Origin of the sequence: Bradyrhizobium sp. 27S5, assembly GCF_037217225.1 — a bacterium.
Lineage (GTDB): Bacteria > Pseudomonadota > Alphaproteobacteria > Rhizobiales > Xanthobacteraceae > Bradyrhizobium > Bradyrhizobium septentrionale.
In genome coordinates this window covers 3,012,284-3,034,327 of record NZ_CP147714.1, presented here as the reverse complement: position 1 = coordinate 3,034,327, position 22,044 = coordinate 3,012,284, and the positions used below count along the sequence as shown (strand labels likewise).

Annotated in this window: 15 protein-coding genes; 11 read left to right on the top strand and 4 right to left on the bottom strand. The window is 64.6% G+C overall.

What is annotated here, in order from left to right:
- Window positions 1–10 precede the first annotated feature (10 nt).
- The 6 genes from WDM24_RS14045 (at window position 11) to WDM24_RS14015 (ending at window position 9,593) form a co-directional block, all read left to right on the top strand.
- Window positions 11–637: a DUF3604 domain-containing protein gene (locus WDM24_RS14045; protein ID WP_338831654.1), complete on the top strand. Its 627-nt coding sequence runs from the start codon at window positions 11–13 to the stop codon at window positions 635–637.
- Window positions 634–1,632 (top strand): formylglycine-generating enzyme family protein, encoded by a 999-nt coding sequence (locus WDM24_RS14040; RefSeq protein ID WP_338831653.1) that lies wholly within the window; start codon window positions 634–636, stop codon window positions 1,630–1,632. The genes WDM24_RS14045 and WDM24_RS14040 overlap by 4 nt, the downstream gene beginning before the upstream one ends.
- Window positions 1,622–4,138 (top strand): arylsulfatase, encoded by a 2,517-nt coding sequence (locus WDM24_RS14035; protein WP_338831652.1) that lies wholly within the window; start codon window positions 1,622–1,624, stop codon window positions 4,136–4,138. The genes WDM24_RS14040 and WDM24_RS14035 overlap by 11 nt, the downstream gene beginning before the upstream one ends.
- A gap of 355 nt (window positions 4,139–4,493) precedes the next feature.
- Window positions 4,494–4,928, top strand: coding sequence for a DUF2721 domain-containing protein (locus tag WDM24_RS14025; protein WP_338698738.1), 435 nt, complete (start codon window positions 4,494–4,496; stop codon window positions 4,926–4,928).
- A 776-nt stretch (window positions 4,929–5,704) separates the two neighbouring features.
- Window positions 5,705–7,078 carry a cation-efflux pump gene (locus tag WDM24_RS14020; protein WP_338831651.1) on the top strand — a complete coding sequence of 458 codons (1,374 nt, stop codon included), beginning with the start codon at window positions 5,705–5,707 and terminating at the stop codon, window positions 7,076–7,078.
- Window positions 7,079–7,271: 193 nt separating this feature from the next.
- Window positions 7,272–9,593: a PAS domain-containing sensor histidine kinase gene (locus WDM24_RS14015; RefSeq protein ID WP_338831650.1), complete on the top strand. Its 2,322-nt coding sequence runs from the start codon at window positions 7,272–7,274 to the stop codon at window positions 9,591–9,593.
- A 6-nt stretch (window positions 9,594–9,599) separates the two neighbouring features.
- On the opposite strand, the gene WDM24_RS14010 is transcribed toward WDM24_RS14015, so the two are convergent.
- Window positions 9,600–10,496, bottom strand: a complete 897-nt coding sequence (locus WDM24_RS14010) for a LysR family transcriptional regulator (protein WP_029082339.1) — start codon at window positions 10,494–10,496, stop codon at window positions 9,600–9,602.
- Window positions 10,497–10,741: 245 nt separating this feature from the next.
- On the opposite strand from WDM24_RS14010, the gene WDM24_RS14005 reads away from it, so the two are divergent.
- Genes WDM24_RS14005 through WDM24_RS13985 form a run of 5 tightly spaced genes read left to right on the top strand, consistent with a single transcriptional unit; the run spans window position 10,742 to window position 16,717 of the window.
- Window positions 10,742–11,218, top strand: coding sequence for a formate dehydrogenase subunit gamma (locus WDM24_RS14005; RefSeq protein WP_338831649.1), 477 nt, complete (start codon window positions 10,742–10,744; stop codon window positions 11,216–11,218).
- Window positions 11,215–12,783: an NADH-quinone oxidoreductase subunit NuoF gene (locus WDM24_RS14000; protein WP_338831648.1), complete on the top strand. Its 1,569-nt coding sequence runs from the start codon at window positions 11,215–11,217 to the stop codon at window positions 12,781–12,783. Before WDM24_RS14005 ends, WDM24_RS14000 begins: the two co-directional genes overlap by 4 nt.
- Window positions 12,784–12,796: 13 nt before the next feature.
- On the top strand, window positions 12,797–15,673 hold the full coding sequence (fdhF, locus tag WDM24_RS13995) for a formate dehydrogenase subunit alpha (protein WP_338831647.1): 2,877 nt from the start codon (window positions 12,797–12,799) through the stop codon (window positions 15,671–15,673).
- Between the two features lie 2 nt (window positions 15,674–15,675).
- A complete protein-coding gene (gene fdhD, locus WDM24_RS13990; RefSeq protein ID WP_338831646.1) occupies window positions 15,676–16,512 on the top strand; it encodes a formate dehydrogenase accessory sulfurtransferase FdhD in 837 nt (278 codons plus the stop codon).
- A complete protein-coding gene (locus WDM24_RS13985) occupies window positions 16,496–16,717 on the top strand; it encodes a formate dehydrogenase subunit delta (protein ID WP_166293831.1) in 222 nt (73 codons plus the stop codon). Before fdhD ends, WDM24_RS13985 begins: the two co-directional genes overlap by 17 nt.
- 141 nt (window positions 16,718–16,858) lie before the next feature.
- Here the strand turns inward: WDM24_RS13985 and WDM24_RS13980 are convergent, their stop codons facing one another.
- The 3 genes from WDM24_RS13980 to WDM24_RS13970 are packed head-to-tail and all read right to left on the bottom strand — an operon-like array spanning window position 16,859 to window position 21,960.
- The gene (locus tag WDM24_RS13980) at window positions 16,859–19,825 is read right to left on the bottom strand and encodes a bifunctional [glutamine synthetase] adenylyltransferase/[glutamine synthetase]-adenylyl-L-tyrosine phosphorylase (protein WP_338831645.1); all 2,967 of its coding nucleotides are present in this window, start codon (window positions 19,823–19,825) and stop codon (window positions 16,859–16,861) included.
- The gene (locus WDM24_RS13975) at window positions 19,822–21,276 is read right to left on the bottom strand and encodes a sensor histidine kinase (RefSeq protein WP_338831643.1); all 1,455 of its coding nucleotides are present in this window, start codon (window positions 21,274–21,276) and stop codon (window positions 19,822–19,824) included. The genes WDM24_RS13980 and WDM24_RS13975 overlap by 4 nt, the downstream gene beginning before the upstream one ends.
- A 3-nt stretch (window positions 21,277–21,279) precedes the next feature.
- Complete coding sequence (locus WDM24_RS13970) at window positions 21,280–21,960, bottom strand: response regulator transcription factor (protein ID WP_166215344.1); 681 nt, start codon at window positions 21,958–21,960, stop codon at window positions 21,280–21,282.
- Between the last annotated feature and the right edge of the window lie 84 nt (window positions 21,961–22,044).

The window sequence follows — 22,044 nt, the reverse complement described above, 5'->3', positions numbered from 1 at the left end:
GAGCGCCGACATGAACCGCAGTGGCCGGATTGCGTCGTTGGGTAGCGCAGCTATCGCTTTCGTGTCGCCGGCGTGGGCGCAAAGCGCGGCCAATCCCGAGCGCATCGCCTATTTCGGCCAAACGCATCAGCACACAAGCCGGTCGCTGGACGCGTACATCATCGGCAATACCCTGGCCGGGCGGGACGACGCCTACAAATATTCGATGGGCGAGCCGATCAAGCACCCGGCGGCAAACTACATGATGAAGATCACTCGTCCGCTCGATTTCCAGGGCGTGACCGATCACTCCGAATATGCCGGCATGCTGAGGCTGGCGAACGACCCAACCTCTCCCATCAGCAAGCTTCCGATCGCCGCGAAGCTCAAGGCGAAGACGCCGGAAGAAGTCAACAAGGTCTTCCAGTTCCTTGCGCGCGCCATTGCCAAGCAGCAGCGGCTCAAGGAGCTGACCGACCCGAAGGTCGCCGGGTCGGTCTGGTCGCAGAACAATTCCATCGCCGACAAGTACTATAAGCCGGGGAAGTTCACGACGTTCTGCTCGTATGAGTGGACCTCGATGCCGAACAATCAGAACATGCATCGCAACGTCTTCTTGTGGGATGTCCTTCGGCAGCGTCTTCGGAGGCCGTCATGACACTCGCCGATGCGACCTCGTCGTCGAGCCGCGAACAACTGCCAGAGCATGGGGCCGATGCTGGCATGCTCTACGTTCCGGGCGGCACGTTCCGCATGGGTTCGGATCGACACTATCCCGAGGAAGCGCCCGTCCATCGCGTGACCGTCAACGGCTTCTGGATGGACCGTACGCCGGTGACCAATCGGCAATTCCGACAGTTCGTTGAAGCGACGGGTCATGTCACTTTTGCCGAAACAGCCCCGGACCCGAAGGACTATCCGGGCGCGCTGCCACATATGCTCAAAGCGGGGTCTCTCGCCTTTGCGCCGCCCAAACGGCGCGTCGATCTGTCCCACTGGGGCGAGTGGTGGACGTTCAAGTTTGGCGCCAACTGGCGGCGACCTTACGGACCCGGCAGCTCGATCCGCGGACTGGACGAGCACCCGGTCGTGCATGTGGCCTTTAGGGACGCCGAGGCTTTTGCCAAGTGGGCGGGCAAGGATCTACCGACCGAGGCGGAGTGGGAATTCGCGGCACGCGGCGGCCTCGAAGACGCCGAGTACGCCTGGGGCGACGAGCTCACGCCCAGCGGGCGTCAGATGTCCAACACCTGGCAGGGCGAGTTTCCGAACGAGAATCTGGCGACCGACGGCTATGAGCGGACATCGCCGGTCACCGCGTTTCCGCCGAACGGCCATGGCCTCTACGACATGATCGGCAACGTCTGGGAATGGACGCTCGATTGGTACGCGGCCAAGCATGAGGCCGATGCACCGAAAGCCTGCTGTATCCCGGAAAACCCGCGCGGCGGTCGCGAAGACCAGAGCTACGACCCGTGCGCGCCCAACATCAAGATTCCACGCAAGGTGCTCAAAGGTGGATCGCATCTGTGCGCGCCCAATTATTGCCGCCGCTACCGGCCGGCGGCGCGCCATCCCGAACCGGTCGACACGTCGGCCAGTCACGTTGGGTTCCGTTGCATCAAGCGAGAGGAGAAATCCCATGATCGATGAACAAGACAGGCCTCGACTGAAGCAAAGGCTGTTGTTGGCCACCGGTCTTGCGACCTTGCTCGTCACGTTGCCGGGCCTGCTTGCTGCGCCGGCGACGGCCCAACAAATCACGGGCACGCCGGGTACGCCCAGCGCCACGATGACACTTGATGGCAAGCAGCTTCCGGCCGAGCCTCCGAAGTTCGGCGGCGATATCAAGGAAACCGCGAAAGACTCCAAGCCCTACTGGCCACCGTCCGTCGTGCCGCCCAAAGGCGCACCAAACGTGTTGCTGATCATGACCGATGATCAAGGTTATGGCGTGACCGGCACCTTCGGTGGCGTCATCCCAACCCCGAACATGGATCGTATCGCGAAGGCAGGATTGCGTTATACGCAGTTTCACTCGACCGCGCTTTGCTCGCCTACGCGCGCAGCGCTGATCACCGGCCGCAACCACCATTCCGTCGGGTTCGGCGTGATCGGTGAATTGTCCACTGGCTACCCGGGCTACGATTCCGTCATTGGTCCGGAGAGTGCGACGATCGGGACTATTCTGCGAGATAACGGATTTGCCACCTCATGGTTCGGCAAGAACCATAATACCCCGACCTATCTGTACAGCGCGGCTGGTCCTTTCGACCAGTGGCCGGTTGGAATGGGATTTCAATACTTCTACGGGTTCATGGGCGGCGAGACCGACCAGTGGACACCTTATCTTTATAAGAACACGACCCAGATTTTTCCGTGGATCGGCAAGTCCGGCTACAACCTCACCACCGATATGGCGGACGAAGCCATCAACTATATGAACAGCCTGAACGCAGCCGCACCCGACAAGCCGTTCTTCCTCTACTACGTGCCCGGCGGCACGCATTCGCCGCATCAGCCCAAGAAGGAATGGATCGACAAGTTCAAGGGCAAGTTCGACATGGGCTGGGAGAAGCTGCGCGAGCAAATCTTCGCCAACCAGAAGAAGCTCGGGGTGATCCCCGCGAATACCCAGCTCACTGCCTGGCCTGATACCCTCCCGAAGTGGGACTCGCTCTCGTTGATCCAAAAGAAGCTCTACGCGCGGGAGGCCGAGGTGTTTGCCGGCTACGCGGCCTATACCGACAATGAAATCGGCCGCGTCATCCAGGCGGTGGAGGACATGGGCAAGCTCGACAACACGCTGATCATCTATATCAGCGGCGACAACGGCACCAGCGCAGAAGGCACGCTCGAGGGCACCCCGAACCAGATGACCGCCTACAACGGCGTGCTGAAGCTTCCCGAAGCCGAGCTGATGCTGCACTATGAGAATTGGGGCTCCGACAAAACCTATCCGCATATGTCGGTAGCCTGGTCGTGGGCGTTCGATACCCCGTTCAAGTGGACCAAGCAGGTGGCATCGCACTTCGGCGGGACCCGGCAAGGCATGGTCATCTCATGGCCCGGTCACATCAAGGACGTCGGCGGCATTCGCTCCCAGTTCCACCACATCATCGATATCGTGCCGACGATCCTGGAGGCCACGGGTATCCCGGCGCCTGCGACGGTGAATGGAATTGCGCAAAAGCCGATCGAGGGTGTGAGCATGGCCTATACGTTCGACCGGGCTAACGCCAATGCACCATCAAAGCGCGACACGCAGTATTTCGAGATGTTCGCCAACCGCGGCATCTACCACGATGGCTGGTATGCGTGCACGACACCGCCCGAAGCACCTTGGCTTATGGGCACGGCAAAGATGCCGGACATCAACGAATACAAGTGGGAACTCTACAACATCGCCGAGGACTTCTCGCAAAACAACGACGTCGCAGCCAATAATCCTGACAAGCTGCGAGAGCTGAAGGAATTGTTCCTGGCTGAGGCGGCCAAGTACCAGGTCCTGCCGCTCGACAATTCCGTCTTGCCGCGCCTCGTGACGCCGCGGCCGAGCGCGACCGCTGGACGAACTGAATTCATATACAAGGGAGCGAACCCCGGCATTCCCGCCGAGAATGCGCCCAACATCATGAACAAGGACTACAAGATCACCGCCGAGATAACGGTCCCGCCCGGCGGGGCTGAGGGAATGATCGCCACTCTCGGCGGCAGGTTCAGCGGCTATGGCCTCTATTTGCTGAAGGGCAAGCCGGTCTTCGTCTACAACATGCTGGATTTGAAACGATACCGCTGGGAAGCCGGCGTAGGCGCGCGCGACTGGTTGGGCTCTGCGCTCAAGCCGGGCAAGCATACCATCGTGTTCGATTTCAAATATGATGGACCCGGCCCGGCCAAGGGCGGCACCGGAGTGCTCTCGGTGGACGGCAAGGAGTACGCCCGCCGGTCGATCCCGCACTCGATTGGGTTCCTGATGGCCATCGACGAATCCTTCGACGTCGGCGTCGATAGCCGCACCGGGGTGGATGACAGCTACAAGCTGCCGTTCGAGTTCACCGGGAAGATCGACAAGCTGACTTTCAAGCTCGGTCCGACGCAGTTGACGAGCAGCGAACAGAAGTCGATGCGGCACGCGCTTGAACGAGCGAGGGACTAGCCCGAATACGCTCTGATTTGCGGACATCCTCCACAGGATGTTTTCGGAAATGCTGATTGGAGTGAATAGCAGGCGATTTTTCGCAACTTTGGCGCAACAGTCGCGATGGAATTTCGATTTGGATCGCTTCGTATAGCGATCGCTTGCGACGAGGCGTTCAATCTAGGTCAAGCTCGGGTTGATCACTGTGATCTCAGGGACATGCAGGGATACCTCAATCCGAAGGGCTATGGTGAATTCGACGCCGTCAACCGACCGTCGGGATGGAATACGTGGCTGACGTTCTCGATCTCGCCAATGGCACCCACCAGCACAGTCACGCCAACGTGTCGAATGGTGACGAGGTAAGGTTTCCATGCTGCCAGATACACCGACCGTCAGCCAGCTCTCGCATGTGATCTCGCAATCGGCAGCGCCCGCTTTTCTGCTGGGAGCAATTGCGGCATTTATTGCGATCCTGATCTCGCGACTGAACAGGATCATAGACAGAACGATCGTGTTGAACGGGATATCGGAAGTCGACACCACCAAAGTTCGGCTCAGGGCCGATCTTCCCCGCCTGATGCGGCGCACCGCAATGTTGAACCGCGCAATCTTCTGGGCTGTCATCAGCAGTATAACGATAGCGGTGCTTGTGATCGTCGCATTCGTGAGTGCGTTCTTTGCAATTCAGCACGAGCGCGGGGTTGCCATCCTGTTCATCGCTTCCCTCGCCGCCTTCACTGTATCGCTGGTTGATTTTGCCCGCGAGGTGCGAATTGCTTTGAGCGAGTTCGATCACTATGCCTGACGTTGGCTTCGAGTTTACTGAAGTCGGCCATGGGTCAAAGACAGAAGTCGGTTCCCTTGAGGGGCATATCCCCTTTCGTACCTGGGAGTGGCCCTTGGCGCTCCGCTCCGGCATGACTGTTAGGGAGCCCTCCTCATTCTGCCCGACGGGCAACTCAGCCAAACCTGTCAATCCCCCGCAGTAAAAATATTTCGGTTTATCGGAATGATAACTCGGTGTATGGTTCGCCCGTCTCACCCGATCGAGGGGCGCTTCGCGATCGTCACGGGTGTTGCGGTGAGATGCGGTGGCCGCCGCGTGTGTGACTGACGAACATGCATGAGGCGGACGGTGAAGTCGTGTGGTCCTGACGCCCCAGTGGCAGGTGTCCTCTCGCAAAATGCGCAAGCGTTTTTGCGAAAGCGGTGACAAGCAAGCCCGGTCTCGCCGGGGAGAGCACGAAATAAGCCGTCAACGCAGGGAATGCCGGAGTGTCTCCCGCTGAACCTGTATGCTCGTGTGCGCTTTTGTTTCTACCTTTGCACACGGGACCGCGGGTGCAGCGCGCACCCGGCATTCCCTGCGCCCTCTTGTTTCCAGGGCGAACGATTTGGCAAAGCTCGGGCGAAACACGCCGCGAGAACGTGGATCCGCATCTGAATGAGGGCTGGTGAAGTTGCGCAATGCATGTCCTGGATTCGGAATAGTTCGCAACAAAGCCGCTCTTGCAAGTGAGTTGCGATTGCGCGTGGCGAGCGACACTTGATGTTCACGAACTCCCTGCTAAACCGCCGCCCATGAGCGCACCCTCCACCAAGACATCCGTCGCCGCGATCTCGATCCTTGCCAGTGGCACCATGGCCCTGGCAAAGTTCGTCGTCGGCATTGCCATCGGATCGCTGGCGCTGATCTCCGAGGCGCTGCACTCGACGATCGACCTGGTCGCCACCATCATCACCTGGGCGGTGGTGCGGGTGTCAGATCAGCCGGCCGACGCCGAGCATCATTACGGCCACGGCAAGTTCGAGAGCGTCTCGGCGCTCTTCATCATCGCCCTGCTCTACGTGCTGGCCGGCGGCATCCTGGTCCAGGCCTACAGCCATCTGCGCGAGGGCGCGCCGCCGCCGTCGATCTCGGCTGTTCCCTTCATCGTCCTGGTCATCGATATCGGCGTCAATCTGTGGCGCGCCCGCGCGCTGCACCGCGCGGCGCGCGACACCAAGAGCCAGGCGCTGGCCGCCGACGCGCTGCATTTCGCCTCCGACGTGATGGGCTCGACCGCCGTCATCGTCGGCCTGGTGCTGGCGGGCTTCGGCTTCTGGTGGGGCGACGCCGCGGCCGCGATCGCGGTCGCCGTGATGATCGCCCTGTTGGGCCTGCGCATGGCGCGGGAGACGGTCGAGACCCTGCTCGACCGCGCGCCCGAAGGCGCGCTGGAAAAGGCGACGACCGCCATCAAGGCGGTGCCTGGCGTCGTCGACGTCGACCGCCTGCGGGTCCGCATGGTCGGCGCCACCCATTTCATCGATGCCATCGCCAAGGTGCCGCGCACCTATCCGATCGACCGCGTCGAGGACATCAAGCGCAGGGCGCAGCAGGCGATGACCAAGGCGTTCGGCGACGCCGACCTCACCTTCACCGCGGTGCCGGTGGCGCGCGACAATGAGAGCGTGCGCGAGCGCATCATGGTGATCGCGCGCAATTCCGGCCTCGCCATCCACCATGTCACCGTGCACAATATCGGCGGCAGGTTGATCGTCGGCATCGACCTCGAGGTCGACAGCGACATGACGCTGGTCGCCGCGCACGACATCGCCCACGAGCTCGAGCGCGCGATCCGCGAGGATTTTGGCGAGGACGTCGAGGTCGACACCCATATCGAGCCGCTCGAGCCGGAACTGCCGTGGGGAACCGACGCCGCACCCGACCGCGTCGAAGCCATCAAGGCCGCGCTGACCGGATATGCCGCTGGCGGCGCGATCCATGACATCCATAATGTGCGGGTCCGCAACACCGACGCCGGCGAGATCATCAACTTCCATTGCCGCGCCGCGCCCGCGATGAGTGTGATCAAGGTGCACGAAAGCGTCGACGAGATCGAACGCAAACTGCGCCGCGCGTTCCCCACCGTGAAGCGTGTGATCAGTCACGCAGAACCGTCACGCGCGTAATTCTACGGAGCCGTTCCTGTTTCGGACTCACTTTGCGCCAACCGATTCTGTCTTGGACAAGAATTTTTTCGTATTAACGAATCGTTGACTCTCGACAGTCCGGGAAATCTGGATTCAAATCATCATGATTCGGATGCCTCGTGGGGAGCATCCGAACCGGGTAAAAAATCAGCTTAGAGCGGGGGTCTAGGGCATGGCGCGCGCGCATGCAGCGAACGCGTGCGTCCAATCCGATTCGATCAAGGGATTGGCGCAATCGATCGCAAAACCGGCCTATCACAGGCTCTTGACGGCCGAGCCTGCACTGCGCCGCGCTGTGCCTACCCTGATCATCGCCTTCCTCATCACCATCTGCCTCGGCGCCTTCGTCCAGGTGATCGACCAGACCCGGCAGAAGCGCGGCGCGATGAAACGCGACCTCGCCGCGCTGTCCGACATCCTCGCCGAACGTCTCGATCGCCTGACCTCGGTGCGTCGCGAGCGGCTCGTCAACATCGAGCGGATGCAGGAGCTGCTGCCGGACCTGATTCCGTCCTGGGGCATCGCCTACGGCCGCCACGTCATCATCACCGGCGCCGATCACCGCGTGCTGGCGCGGGTGCCGATCGATAGCGCCGGCGAGAACGACCGCATCCTCGACATCGTCTCCACCGCGCAGCTGATGATCGCGCCGGGCCAGCAGGGGACGGTCAATGACATGACGTTGCCGGGCGGCACCGGCGCGCTCGCGATCTCGCAGCTCGTCAAGTCGCTGCCCGGCCAGGTCGTCGTCATCCAGGAGATGAACGAGCCGATCTGGGGATCGGACGCAGCGCTCTCGATAACGTTGTCGGCGACCACGAGCTTCGTGGTGCTGATCCTCGGCTTCGCCTTCCACTGGCAATCGACCCGCGCCCGCGAGGGCGACCTGATCAACGACGCCGTGCGCGGCCGGATCGACACCGCGCTCAATCGCGGCCGCTGCGGATTGTGGGACTGGGACCTGTCGCGCGGCAGGATCTTCTGGTCGCAGTCGATGTTCACCCTGCTCGGGCTCGATACGCGCAACGACCTCCTCACCTTCGGCGAGGTCAACGCGCTGGTGAATTCCGACGACATCAACCTGTTCGACATCGCCGAGCAGCTGATCTCAGGCAAGATCGATCACATCGACCAGAGCTTCCGCATGCGGCATGTCGGCGGCCACTGGATCTGGCTGCGCGTGCGCTGCGAGCTCAGCCACGCCGCGGCGGACAGCGGCCTGCATCTGATCGGCATCGCCATCGACGTCACCGAGCAGAAGAGCCTCGCGGAGAAGTCGGTCGAAGCCGACTTGCGGCTGCGCGACGCGATCGAGACCATCCCGGAGGCCTTCGTGCTCTGGGACGCCGAGGACCGCCTCGTGCTCTGCAATTCGCACTTCCAGCGGCTGCACAAGCTGCCGGACTCCGCCGTCAGCCCCGGCACCTCCTACGAGACCGTGATCGAGGTCGGCAGCATGCCCGAGGTGCGCACCCGGCTGCACGAGAGCGGCGTGCCGGCGCCCGGCGCGCGCACCTTCGAGGCCCAGCTCGACGACGGCAGCTGGCTGCACATCAGCGAACGCCGCACCAAGGACGGCGGCTACGTCTCGGTCGGCACCGACATCACCCGGATCAAGGCGCACGAGCAGAAGCTGGTCGACAACGATCTGCGCCTGCGCGCCACCGTGATCGACCTGCAGCGCTCGCAATCCGAGCTGGAGCGGCAGGCGGTCGAGCTCGCTGACCTCGCGGAGAAATATTCGCAGGAAAAGACCCGCGCCGAGGACGCCAACGCCGCGAAGTCGAAGTTCCTCGCCAATATGAGCCATGAGCTGCGCACGCCACTCAACGCCATCATCGGCTTCTCCGAGATCATGGGCAGCGGACTGTTCGGCACGCTCGGCTCGGACAAATACCAGGAATACTGCCACGACATCCTGACATCGGGGAAATACCTGCTCGAGGTCATCAATGACATCCTCGACATGTCGAGGATCGAGGCCGGCCGCATGAAGTTCGACATGGAGCCGCTCGACCTCTCCGGCATCCTCGCGGAATCCCTGCGGGTGGTCTCCGGCCGCGCCGAGCACAAGGGACTGTCGCTGGAATCCGATATCGAAAGCACGATCTCGGTGGTCGCCGACCGTCGCGCGGTCAAGCAGATCATCGTCAACCTGCTCTCCAACGCGGTGAAGTTCACGCCGGACCACGGCCGCGTGCTGGTGCGCGGCCAGATGCTGGACGACTCGATCGTGCTCCTGATCGCCGACAGCGGCATCGGCATCGCGCCGGAATCGCTGCGCCGGCTCGGCAAGCCGTTCGAGCAGGTCGAGAGCCAGCTCACCAAGAGCTACCAGGGCTCGGGCCTCGGACTTGCGATCGCGCGCTCGCTCACCAACCTGCACGGCGGCTCGATGCGGCTGCGCTCCCGGCTCGGCGTCGGCACCGTCGTCCGTATCACGCTGCCGCGCGATCCGCGCACCCTGCAGAGCAAGCTGCCGGAAGCGGCGTAAGCTCCGCTACGCGCTCTCCAGCGTCGGCGCGACCTCGCGCGCGACCTGCACCAGGGCCGCGATCAGCGGCGTCATCGGATCGCGCTGCGGGATCACCATGCCGATGCTGTAGTCGACCACCGGATCGACGATCGGAATGCTGCGCACGGCATCCGCAAGGCCGAGCGTCTCGGCGAGCTTGGCCGGCATCACGCTGGCCCAGCGGCCGGTCTTCACATGGGTGTAAAGCACCAGCAGCGAATTCGAGGTCAGCGTCGGCGTCGCCTCCGCGCCGACCGAGGTCAGCGCACGGTCGATGATGCGGCGGTTCTGCATGTCGGGCGTGAGCAGGCAGAGCGGCACGGTGCCGACTTCCTTCCACGTCACCTGCTTGCGGTCGCCGAACATCGCGTCGGGCGCCGTCAGCAGCCGATAGCTCTCGTTGTAGAGCGGGATGGTGCGGACCTTGCCGATCGGCTCGTTCTCGATGTAGGTCAGCCCGGCATCGACCTCGAGATTTTCCAAGAGGCCGAGCACGTCGGCCGACGTGCAGGACTGGATGCGGAAGCGCACATCGGGATGGCGCGCCCGGAACGGCGTGGTGAGCGCGGCCACCATGCCGAGCACGGTCGGGATCGCCGCGATCCGGATCTCGCCCGACAGCTTGTCCTTGAGGCTGTTGATCTCCTGCTTCATCGCCCGGGTATCGCCGACGATGCGCCGGGCCCAGTCGAGCGTCCGCTCTCCCTCCGGCGTGAAACCCTGGAAGCGCGAGCCGCGCTGCACCAGCATCACGCCGAGGATTTCCTCGAGCTGCTTGAGGCTGGTCGACATGGTCGGCTGGGTGACGCCGCAAGCCTCCGCGGCCCGGCCAAAATGCCGCTCCTTGGCCAGTGCCAACAGAAGTTCCAGCTTGTCGATCAAGGATCAAACCCCATCGGAAAAACGGTGTCCCAACACTGTCACACGTACCACGACCGCCGCGCGATCCCCAATCCCAATACGCGATGGAAGTGCGTGATTCCAGACCATTATTGCGATCCCAAATCGTCCGATTGCGCAACGCTATTAATCGCGTTTCGCAATCGCCGCATGAGACAGCTTTATTGATGTTTCGAAGGATTCCAATGCAGATGTGCAAAGCAAAAAACTGATCGTGAGAAGCGCGAATGACGGTGGGATACGAACCCTGGGACGCGGCGCGTGGCGCTGAAATCATCGCCGAGCACGCCAAGCTCGAAGGCGCCACGCTGGTGATCCTGCACGCGCTGCAGGAGGCGTTCGGCTACGTGCCGGAGCCGGCGATCCCGATGGTCGCCGAAGCGCTCAATCTGTCCCGCGCCGAGGTGCACGGCGTGTTCACCTTCTACCACGACTTCCGCAAGCAGCCGGCCGGGCGCCATGTCCTGAAGCTCTGCCGCGCCGAGGCCTGCCAGGCTGCCGGCGGCGATGCGCTGGCGGCGCGCGCGGAGGCCAAGCTCGGCGTTTCGCTGGGACATACCACAGCGGACGAGCGCGTGACGCTGGAGCCGATCTACTGCCTCGGGCTGTGCGCCACCGCGCCGTCGGCGATGCTGGATGGCCGCGTGGTCGGCCGGCTCGATGAGGCGCGGATCGATGCGCTGGTTGCGGAGGCACAGCGATGACGATGCGAATTTACATCCCTCGCGATGCCGCGGCGGTCGCCGTCGGCGCCGACGATGTCGCCCTCGCCTTCGAGCAGGCTGCCACCGCGCGTGGCGCAACGGTCGAGATCGTCAGGACCGGCTCGCGCGGGCTGTGCTGGCTGGAGCCGATGGTCGAGCTTGCGACCGCCCAGGGCCGCGTCGCGTTCGGCCCGGTGACCGCGTCTGACGTCCCTGCGCTGCTCGATGCGATGGCCGGCAACGGCCAGCATGTGCTGCGGCTTGGTGTCGCGGACGAGATTCCCTGGCTGAAGCGCCAGACCCGCCTGACCTTCGTGCGCTGCGGCGTGGTCGATCCGCGCTCGGTCGACGACTACCGCGCCCATGGCGGCTACAAGGGCCTGGAGCGGGCGCTGACGCTGACCTCCGACCAGATCCTGGTCGACGTCACCACCTCGGGCCTGCGCGGCCGCGGCGGCGCCGGCTTTCCGACCGGCATCAAATGGAAGACGGTGGCGCAGGCCAGCGCCGACCGCAAATACATCGTCTGCAACGCCGACGAAGGCGACAGCGGCACCTTTGCCGACCGCATGATCATGGAAGGCGACCCCTTCGTCGTGATCGAGGGCATGACGATCGCGGGCATCACGGTCGGCGCCACCAAGGGCTACATCTACATCCGCTCGGAATATCCGCACGCAGTCGCGGCGATGAACGCGGCGATCGCAGCCGCCCGGCGCGCCGGCTTGCTCGGCAAGCGCATCGGCGGCTCGGTGCATGAGTTCGATCTCGAGGTGCGGGTCGGCGCCGGCGCCTATGTCTGCGGCGAGGAGACTTCGCTGTTGGAAAGCCTCGAGGGCCGCCGCGGCATTGTGCGGGCGAAGCCGCCGCTGCCGGCGCACAAGGGCCTGTTCGGCCGCCCGAGCGTGATCAACAACGTGCTGTCGTTCGCGGCGATCCCCTTCATCCTCGACAACGGCGCCAGGGCCTATGCCGATTTCGGCATGGGCCGCTCGCGCGGCACGATGCCGATCCAGCTCGCCGGCAACATCAGATATGGCGGGCTGTTCGAGACCGGGTTCGGCGTCTCGCTTGGCGAGCTCGTCGACGAGATCGGCGGCGGCACGTTCACCGGACGCGAGGTGCGCGCGGTGCAGGTCGGCGGTCCGCTCGGCGCCTACTTCCCCCGCGCGCTGTTCGACACGCCGTTCGACTACGAGGCGTTTGCTGCGCGCGACGGCCTGATCGGCCATGGCGGCATCGTGGTGTTCGACGACAGCGTCGACATGGCCAAGCAGGCGCGCTTCGCGATGGAGTTCTGCGCGGTCGAATCCTGCGGCAAGTGCACGCCGTGCCGGATCGGCTCGACGCGCGGCGTCGAGACCATCAACAAGATTATCAACGGCGAGCGCGTGGCGGAAAACCTCGCGGTGGTCGAAGACCTCTGCAACACCATGAAATTCGGCTCGCTCTGCGCACTCGGCGGCTTCACGCCCTACCCCGTGCTCAGCGCATTGAAACACTTCCGGGAAGATTTTGGCGGAGATTTAGGTCCCGCACCGGCCCGGCTGCAGGCCGCGGAATAGCAAGGAGATCACGATGTCGCTGATCCAGGAAACCGATTTCGGTACGCCAAAATCCAAATCCGAGACGATGGTTACGCTGACCATCGACGGCAATCAGGTCACGGTGCCCGAGGGCACCTCGATCATGCGCGCGGCGATGGAAGCCGGCACCCAGATTCCAAAGCTCTGCGCGACCGACATGGTCGACGCGTTCGGCTCCTGCCGGCTCTGCCTGATCGAGATCGAAGGGCGCGCCGGCACGCCGGCCTCCTGCACCACGCCGGCGATGAACGGCCTCGTCGTGCACACCCAGAGCGAGCGGCTGAAGAAGCTGCGCAAGGGCGTGATGGAGCTCTACATCTCCGACCATCCGCTGGACTGCCTGACCTGCGCCGCGAACGGCGACTGCGAATTGCAGGACATGGCGGGCGCCGTCGGCCTGCGCGACGTGCGCTACGGCTATGAGGGCGAGAACCACGTCTTCGCCAAATCGCACGGCTGCGAAAACGACAACTGGATGCCGAAGGACGAATCCAATCCGTACTTCACCTACGATCCGTCGAAGTGCATCGTCTGCTCGCGCTGCGTCCGCGCCTGCGAGGAGGTGCAGGGCACCTTCGCGCTGACGATCTCCGGCCGCGGCTTCGACAGCCGCGTCTCGCCCGGCATGGGCGAGAGCTTCCTCGGCTCCGAATGCGTGTCCTGCGGCGCCTGCGTGCAGGCGTGCCCGACCGCGACGCTGACCGAGAAATCCGTGATCGAGATCGGCCAGCCCGAGCATTCGGTGGTCACCACCTGCGCCTATTGCGGCGTCGGCTGCGCCTTCAAGGCCGAGATGCGCGGCGAGGAAGTGGTGCGCATGGTGCCGTGGAAGGGCGGCAAGGCCAACCGCGGCCATTCCTGCGTCAAGGGCCGCTTCGCCTGGGGCTACACCACCCACAAGGAGCGCATCCTGAAGCCGATGATCCGCGAACGGATCGAGGACCCCTGGCAGGAAGTGTCGTGGGACGAAGCGTTCAACTTCGCCGCCGCGAAGTTCAAGGGCATCCAGCAGAAATACGGCCGCGACTCGGTCGGCGGCATCACCTCGTCGCGTTGCACCAATGAAGAGACCTACCTGGTGCAGAAGCTGATCCGCGGCGGCTTCGGCAACAACAATGTCGACACCTGCGCCCGCGTCTGCCACTCGCCGACCGGCTACGGCCTGTCGCAAACCTTCGGCACCTCGGCCGGCACGCAGGATTTCGACTCGGTGGAGGACACCGACGTCGTGATGATCATCGGCGCCAACCCGGCCTCCGCACACCCGGTGTTCGCCTCGCGGCTGAAGAAGCGGCTGCGCCAGGGCGCCAAGCTGATCGTGCTCGATCCGCGCCGCACCGAGATGGTGGAATCGCCGCATGTGAAGGCGCTGCATCTGCCGCTGATGCCCGGCACCAACGTCGCGGTGGTCACGGCGCTCGCCCACGTCATCGTCACCGAAGGGCTCGTCAACGAGAGCTTCGTTCGCGAGCGCTGCGACTGGAGCGAGTTCGAGGAATGGGCTGCCTTCGTCGCCCAGGAGAAATACAGCCCCGAAGCGACCGCGATCATGACCGGCGTCGATCCCAAGGATCTGCGCGAGGCGGCGCGGATCTACGCCACCGGCGGCAACGGCGCGATCTATTACGGGCTCGGCGTCACCGAGCACAGCCAAGGCTCGACCACCGTGATCGCGATCGCCAACCTTGCGATGGTGACCGGCAATATCGGCCGGCCCGGCGTCGGCGTGAACCCGCTGCGCGGTCAGAACAACGTGCAGGGCTCCTGCGACATGGGCTCGTTCCCGCACGAGCTGCCGGGCTATCGCCATATCTCGGGCGACGCCGTGCGCGAGCAGTTCGAGGCGATGTGGAACGTCAAGCTCAACAAGGAGCCGGGCCTGCGCATCCCCAACATGTTCGACGCTGCGATCGAAGGCAGCTTCATGGGCCTCTATGTGCAGGGCGAGGACATCCTGCAATCCGATCCGAACACCAAGCATGTGGTGGCGGCGCTGTCGGCGATGGAATGTGTGATCGTCCATGATCTGTTCCTGAACGAGACCGCGAACTACGCCCACGTCTTCCTGCCCGGCTCGACCTTCCTGGAAAAGGACGGTACCTTCACCAATGCCGAGCGCCGCATCCAGCGGGTCCGCAAGGTGATGACGCCGCGCAACGGCTATGCCGACTGGGAAGTGACGATCCTGCTCGCCAAGGCGATGGGATTCGAGATGCACTACAACCATCCGTCGGAGATCATGGACGAGATCGCGGCGCTGACGCCGACCTTCACCGGCGTCTCCTACGCCAAGCTGGACGAGCTCGGCTCGGTGCAGTGGCCCTGCAACGAGAAGGCGCCGGAGGGCACGCCGATCATGCATATCGGCGGCTTCGTCCGCGGCAAGGGCAAGTTCATCGTCACCGAGTATGTCGCGACCGACGAACGCACCGGCCCGCGCTACCCGCTGCTGCTCACCACCGGCCGCATCCTCAGCCAGTACAATGTCGGCGCGCAGACCCGGCGCACCGAGAACGTGGTCTGGCACGCCGAGGATCGCCTCGAGATCCATCCGCACGATGCCGAGCTGCGCGGCGTGCGCGACGGCGACTGGGTCCGGCTGGCGAGCCGCGCCGGCGAGACGACGCTGCGCGCCGAGATCACCGACCGCGTGGCGCCGGGCGTGGTCTACACCACGTTCCACCACCCGGACACCCAGGCCAACGTCATCACGACCGACTTCTCCGACTGGGCGACCAACTGTCCGGAGTATAAGGTCACTGCCGTGCAGATCTCGCCGTCGAACGGTCCGTCCGACTGGCAGAAGGCCTATGACGAACAGGCCCGCCACTCCCGCCGCATCGCGCCGGTGGTGGAAGCCGCGGAGTGACGATGCGCGAGCCCGTCCACCAGGCGAACCGGAAGGTCTGGCGCAACGGCGTCTTCAGCGACGGCGCGCGCCTGATCCCGGAAGAGACGCCGCTCGCGCTGACCTATAATGGCGGCGCCTACGCCGTGATGATGGGCTCGCCCGAGGACCTCGGCGACTTCGCTGTCGGCTTCAGCCTCGGCGAAGGCATCGTGCAATCGGCCGACGAGATCGAAACCCTCGACATCGTCGAGCTCGATGACGGCATCGAGCTTCGGATGTGGCTCAGGCCTGACAAGGCCGCGCAGATCGCCCAGCGCCGCAGAAACATCGCGGGCCCGACCGGCTGCGGCCTCTGCGGCATCGATTCCATCGCCGAGGCCGTCCGGCCGGCGGCAGTCGTCCCCGCAGGCCGCGTCTTCTCGCCGCGCGAGATCATGACCGCGGTAGCGGCGGTCGCGCCGCTGCAGGAGATCAACCACCAGACCCGCGCCGTGCACGCCGCCGCGTTCTGGACCGCGACACGCGGCATCGTCGCGCTGCGCGAGGATGTCGGCCGTCACAATGCGCTCGACAAGCTCGCCGGCGCGCTGGCCCGCGACAAGGTCACAGCCAGCGACGGCATGGTGCTGCTGACCAGCCGCGTCTCGGTCGAAATGGTGCAGAAGACCGCTGCAATTGGTGCGCCGCTGATCGCAGCGGTATCGGCTCCCACGGCGCTTGCGGTGCGGATGGCGGGCGCCGCCGGCATCACGCTCGCCGCGATCGCGCGTGCGGATGGATTTGAAATCTTTACGCATCCGGAACGCGTCACCGGCGCGGTGGCCGGCAAGGAGTCCGCTTATGTCGTCGTCGCCTGAAAAACTGATCTACATGGCGAACCAGATCGGGAAGTTCTTCCACAGCCAGGGCCACGACCGCGCCGTACAGGGCATCTCCGAGCACATCTGGAAATTCTGGGACCCGCGGATGCGCAAGCAGATCTTCGCCCATCTCGACGCCGGCGGCGCCGGTCTCGACCCTGACGTGCTGGACGCACTGCAGAAGCTGAAACAGCAGGCGTAGCAGGCCGACGACGCTCGTACTCTTAGACCGTCACCCTGAGGAGCGCGCTCTTGCGCGCGTCTCGAAGGGTCGACGGCCCGAGTGTGGCCGTGCATCCTTCGAGACGCCACTACGCGGCTCCTCAGGATGACGGGTCGAGAGTTAGCCGCCGCCGACGATCGCGTTGAAGACGCGGCGTACCTCGCTTTGGGTCTCGCGCAGGCGCGCTTCCAGCGCGGAGAAATCCGGCGCGTCGCCGGCCCGCGCCATCACGCGCCGCAGGTCCTCGCCCGCGGTCTCCGGATTGAACTTGCCGGTGACGCAGAGCCGCAGGATCTGCGTCAGATCGTGATAGAGCCGCGCCGCCGAGCGTAAGATCTCGGCCTCGGACTGGCCAAGCAGGCCGAGCCTCGCGGCATGCTCGAGCACCTGCAGCGTAGAGACGCTGAGGATTTCCGGCTTCACTGAAGCATGCGTTAGCTGAAGATATTGCGCGATGAAATCGATGTCGACGAGCCCGCCGGCGGCGAGCTTGAGGTCCCAGACATCGTCCTCGCCCTTCTCCAGCGCGATCGCCCGCCGCATGTCGGCAACGTCGGCCGCGGTCGACGCCGCATCGCGCGGACGGGTCAGGACGCGGCGGATGATCGCCTCGATCTGCTCGCGGAATGCAGGCGACGACGAGATCACGCGTGCGCGCGTCAGCGCCATGTGCTCCCAGGTCCAGGCCTCGCGCTCCTGGTAGTCGGCGAAGGCATCGATCCGCGAGGCGACCGGGCCGGCGCGGCCGGACGGGCGCAGCCGCATGTCGACCTCGTAGAGCACGCCGTAATTGGTGCGGGTCGTGAAGGCGCTGATCAGGCGCTGGGTGAAGCGGGCAAAATACTGCGCACCGTGCAGCGAACGCTCGCCGTCGGAATCCGGCGCTTCGCTGTCGAAATCGTAGAGCAGAATCAAATCGAGGTCGGAAGACGCCGTCATCTCGCGGCTGCCGAGCCGGCCCATCGCGATGATCGCGGTCTCCTGCCGCTTGATCCGACCATATTGCGCGGCGAACTGATCGATGACGAGGCCGTGCACGGTGTGCACGATGCCCTCGGCGACGTCGGCAAAGGCTGTGCTGGCGTGCTGCGCCGACACCGTGCCTGACAGGATCCGCGTGCCGATCAGGAACAGGCTCTCCTGGCCGAACAGGCGGAGGCGGTCGAGGAAATCCTCGTAGGACGACGCATCCTGCAGCGTGGCGGCAAGCCGTTCCGACAGTTCCTTCTTGTCCGGCATCGCACCGAAAAAGCGCGGGTCGACCAGGCCGTCCATGATCTGCGGCTGCCGCGCCAGCATGTCGCCGAGCCGCGGCGCAGCACCAAGGATCAGCGCCACCAGCGCGACGAAGTCGCGGTTCTGGCTGAGCAGCGAGATCAGCCGCCCGCCCCGCTGCAGCGCGCCGAGGAAGCGGTCGAACGCCGCCACGGCATCGTCCGGCTCCTCGGCATCGGCGAGACCGTCGATCAGGCCCGGAATGAACTCGAGGAACGCGGCGCGCGTCGCCTCCACGCGCAGCGCGCGATAATCGCCCGCGATCCACTGCCGCAGTGTTGCGGCGACGGCAATTGGCTTCTTGAACCCAAGATGAGCGAGATGTTCGATCAGGCGGGCGTCTTCTGGGCCAGCACCGTAGTCGATATCCGGCAGCTTCGCGGTGCCGGTCGGATCGTCACCCTCGAACAGCTTGCCGTAGTGGTTCTGCACGATCTTGAGCTGGCCGAGCAGGTCCTTGGCAAAAGCCTCGCGATTCTCGTAACCGAAGAAATTCGCGAAGCGCTCGACGGCTTCCGGCTCCTCGGGCAGCGAGTGGGTCTGCTCGTCGGCGATCATCTGCAGCCGGTGCTCGACCCGGCGCAGGAATTCGTAGGCCGTCGTCAGCTCGTCGCGCGCCTCGAAGGTGATCCAGTTGCTGTCGGCGAGCACGTTGAGCGCCTCCAGCGTCGGCCGCACCCGCAACTCCGGATGGCGGCCGCCGGCGATCAGCTGCTGGGTCTGGGCGAAGAACTCGATCTCGCGGATGCCGCCGCGGCCGACCTTGACGTTGTGGCCCTCGACCGAGATCTCGCTCTGGCCGCGATAGGTCTGCATTTGCCGCTTCATGTCGTGGACATCGGTCAGCGCAGCAAAATCCAGATGCTTGCGCCAGACGAAGGGCGCGAGCTCGGCGATCAGCGCGTCGCCGGCCTTGGGATCGCCGGCGCAGGGCCGCGCCTTGATCATCGCGGCGCGCTCCCAGGTGCGTCCCTCGCGCTCGTAGTAATGCAGCGCTGCGTCGGTGGAGATCGCGACCTGGGTCGAGGCCGGGTCCGGGCGCAGCCTGAGATCGACGCGGAAGACGTAGCCTTCGCCCGAGCGCTGCTGCAGCATCCGCGCCATCGCCTGGGTGACGCGCACATAGAACGGCTGCGGCTCGATATCCTCGGCAAGCGAGGTAGCGGCGGCGCGATCGAAGAACACGATCAGGTCGATATCGCTGGAATAGTTCAGTTCGCCCGCGCCCATCTTGCCCATCGCGAGCACGATCAGGCCCGAACCCGCTTCAGGATGCTCAGGATCGACGGCGGTCATCCGGCCGCGGGCGATTTCCTGGCGGAACAAATATCGCAGCGCCGATTGCACCGAAGTCACCGCGATGTCGGTCAGCGCCGCGGTCACCCGCATCACCGGCCAGACGCCGCCGATGTCGCACAGCGCGATCATCAACGCGGCCTCCGCCTTCATGCGGCGAAGCAGATGCATCACGTCGGCCTCGCTGCCGGCGGCGAGCACCTCGCGCGACGTGGTCTCGATCAGGTCGGCAAGATGCGACTCGGGGTCGCATGACAGGATCCTGATCAGCCGCGCGGCGTCCGAGCGCGCGAGCTCGAACAGGTATGGCGAGAATTCGGCGATACCGCGCAGGATGTCCCGCGCGAACGGCTGCTCCAGCAGCGCCGCAAGCGCAGCCGATTGCGCCGGTTCGAGCTCGGCGAACCAGTCGGTCAGGCGCTGATCGGCGGATACGGAAACGGCGACATGCGGTCCGTCCGCGAACCGCGCGGCCAGACGATGTCGATCCGCGTTTCCCGGCGCGGCGGCATTCATGCCGCCTTCTGTGGCACATCCTGCGTTTGAGCCGCAAGCCTGTCACTGCCGCCCGCCCGCGCCGGCAGCACCAGGGTCGCCACCAGCCCAGGATGGGCGTCGCTCAGCCGCAGCTCGCCACCATGGAGCGTGGCAACCGCCGAGGCCAGGCTGAGGCCGAGGCCGGAACCGGGCAAGGTACGGCTCGCCTCGAGCCGGACGAAGCGCTCCACCGCGTGCTTGCGGTCGCCCTCGGGGATGCCCGGACCATGGTCGGTGACGCTGAGCAGGACCTGGTCGCCCTCGCGCCGCGCCTCGATCAGGATCTCGCGCGCATCCGCCTTCAGCGGCTCCACGCCCGCGTCCGGCTTGCCGTACTTGATGGCATTCTCGACCAAATTGGCGACCGCCTGGCTGATCAATTCGCGGTTGCCGTGAATCGGGGCCGGCATGGTCTTGACCTGCAGCGTCATGCCGTCGTCCTCGGCGAGCGGCTCGTACAATTCGTGGATGCCGTTGGCGACATCGGCGCCGTCGAAATCGTCCATGTTGCCCCGCGCCTGGCCGGACTCGGCTCGCGCGATCATCAACAGGGCGTTGAAGGTGCGGATCAGCCCGTCGGACTCCTCGATCGTCCGCTCCAGCGCCGCGCGATAATCGGCCTCGCTCCCCGATCGCGCCAAGGCCTCCTCGGCGCGGTTGCGCAGCCGCGTCAGCGGCGTCTTGAGGTCGTGGGCGATGTTGTCGGAGACCTCCTTCAGCCCCGTCATCAGCGCCTCGATACGCTCCAACATGGCGTTGAGATTTTCCGCAAGGCGGTCGAGCTCGTCGCCGCTGCGGCCGACCGGCAGCCGGCCGGACAGATCGCCCGCCATGATGCGTTTGGTGGTGCCGGTCATGGCGTCGATCCGGCGCAGCACGCGGCGGGCGACGAAGATGCCGCCGCCGATACCGAGCACGACAACGACGAGGATCGACCATTGCGCGGCCTTGGCGACGATGCCGAACATCCGCCGCCGCTCCTCAAGGTCGCGTCCGACCAGGAGACGGAAACCGTTGTCCATCTCGGTGACCCGAACCAGCGCGCGGTGATCTGTGTTGTCCTGGTCGTCGAACCGGCGATAGGCGGTCTCGCTCCAGCCCTGGAGGCTCATTACGCCCGGCGCCAGCGAGCCGACATTGCCGGCCAGCGCCTGCCCGTTCGGCGCCGTCAAGAGATAGAGATTGGCGCCCGGCCGCAGCGCGCGATTGCCCATGGTGGTCAGCAGGCCGTGCAGGCCGCGACGGTTATAGATGGCAGTGATCTCGCCGATCTCCACGTTGACGGTCGTGGTGATCTGCTCGGTGATCAGCCGCCGCGTGTTCCAGGCGAAATACGCCAGCAGCGAGGCAGCGAACAGCGCAAACAGGAACAGATAGACCAGCGTCAGCCGAAACGCCGTGGTCCGGATCAGTTTACCGAATGCCGTCACGATCTACCTGATGCCATCTCTGATCATATACCCCGCGCCGCGGATCGTGTGCAGCAGCGGCCGCTCAAAACCCTTGTCGATCTTGGAGCGCAGCCGGGAAATGTGCACGTCGATGACGTTGGTCTGCGGATCGAAATGATAATCCCAGACGTTCTCGAGCAGCATCGTGCGCGTCACCACCTGCCCCGCGTGCTTCATCAGATATTCGAGCAGGCGGAATTCGCGCGGCTGCAAGGTCAGCTCATCCTTGCCGCGGGCGACGCGATGCGACAGCCGATCGAGCTCGAGATCGCCGACCTTATAGGTGGTCTCCTCGGCCGGCCCGACATTGCGCCGCGACAGCACCTCGACGCGCGCAAGCAGCTCGGCGAAGGAATAGGGTTTTGGCAGATAGTCGTCGCCGCCGGCGCGCAGGCCCTTGATGCGGTCGTCGACCTGGCCGAGCGCCGAGAGGATCAGGACCGGCGTCCGGTTGCCCTTGTCGCGCAGAATGCCGATCAGCGACAGGCCGTCCCGCTTCGGCAGCATGCGGTCCACAACCAGCACGTCGTAATCACCGGTGTCGGCCATCGACAGCCCTTCCTCGCCGTCGGCGGCGAGATCGGCGATATAGCCGACTTCGCGGAATGCCTTGACCAGATAGTCGGCTGACTCGCGGTCGTCTTCGATGATCAGGATGCGCATTTGCGGAGCGGTTGCAGTCACGGGAATTGGCCCTCTGTCAGCATGGCGCGGCCGGCCTGCACATGCAAGACGACCGCGCATAAT

Excerpts from the sequence above, each read along its gene's own strand:
- WDM24_RS14045 (WP_338831654.1), top strand. The coding sequence starts at position 11 with ATGAACCGCAGTGGCCGGATTGCGTCGTTGGGTAGCGCAGCTATCGCT.
- WDM24_RS14040 (WP_338831653.1), top strand. The coding sequence starts at position 634 with ATGACACTCGCCGATGCGACCTCGTCGTCGAGCCGCGAACAACTGCCA.
- WDM24_RS14035 (WP_338831652.1), top strand. The coding sequence starts at position 1,622 with ATGATCGATGAACAAGACAGGCCTCGACTGAAGCAAAGGCTGTTGTTG.
- WDM24_RS14025 (WP_338698738.1), top strand. The coding sequence starts at position 4,494 with ATGCTGCCAGATACACCGACCGTCAGCCAGCTCTCGCATGTGATCTCG.
- WDM24_RS14020 (WP_338831651.1), top strand. The coding sequence starts at position 5,705 with ATGAGCGCACCCTCCACCAAGACATCCGTCGCCGCGATCTCGATCCTT.
- WDM24_RS14015 (WP_338831650.1), top strand. The coding sequence starts at position 7,272 with ATGGCGCGCGCGCATGCAGCGAACGCGTGCGTCCAATCCGATTCGATC.
- WDM24_RS14005 (WP_338831649.1), top strand. The coding sequence starts at position 10,742 with ATGACGGTGGGATACGAACCCTGGGACGCGGCGCGTGGCGCTGAAATC.
- WDM24_RS14000 (WP_338831648.1), top strand. The coding sequence starts at position 11,215 with ATGACGATGCGAATTTACATCCCTCGCGATGCCGCGGCGGTCGCCGTC.
- fdhF (WP_338831647.1), top strand. The coding sequence starts at position 12,797 with ATGTCGCTGATCCAGGAAACCGATTTCGGTACGCCAAAATCCAAATCC.
- fdhD (WP_338831646.1), top strand. The coding sequence starts at position 15,676 with ATGCGCGAGCCCGTCCACCAGGCGAACCGGAAGGTCTGGCGCAACGGC.
- WDM24_RS13985 (WP_166293831.1), top strand. The coding sequence starts at position 16,496 with ATGTCGTCGTCGCCTGAAAAACTGATCTACATGGCGAACCAGATCGGG.
- WDM24_RS13980 (WP_338831645.1), bottom strand. The coding sequence starts at position 19,825 with ATGAATGCCGCCGCGCCGGGAAACGCGGATCGACATCGTCTGGCCGCG.
- WDM24_RS13970 (WP_166215344.1), bottom strand. The coding sequence starts at position 21,960 with ATGCGCATCCTGATCATCGAAGACGACCGCGAGTCAGCCGACTATCTG.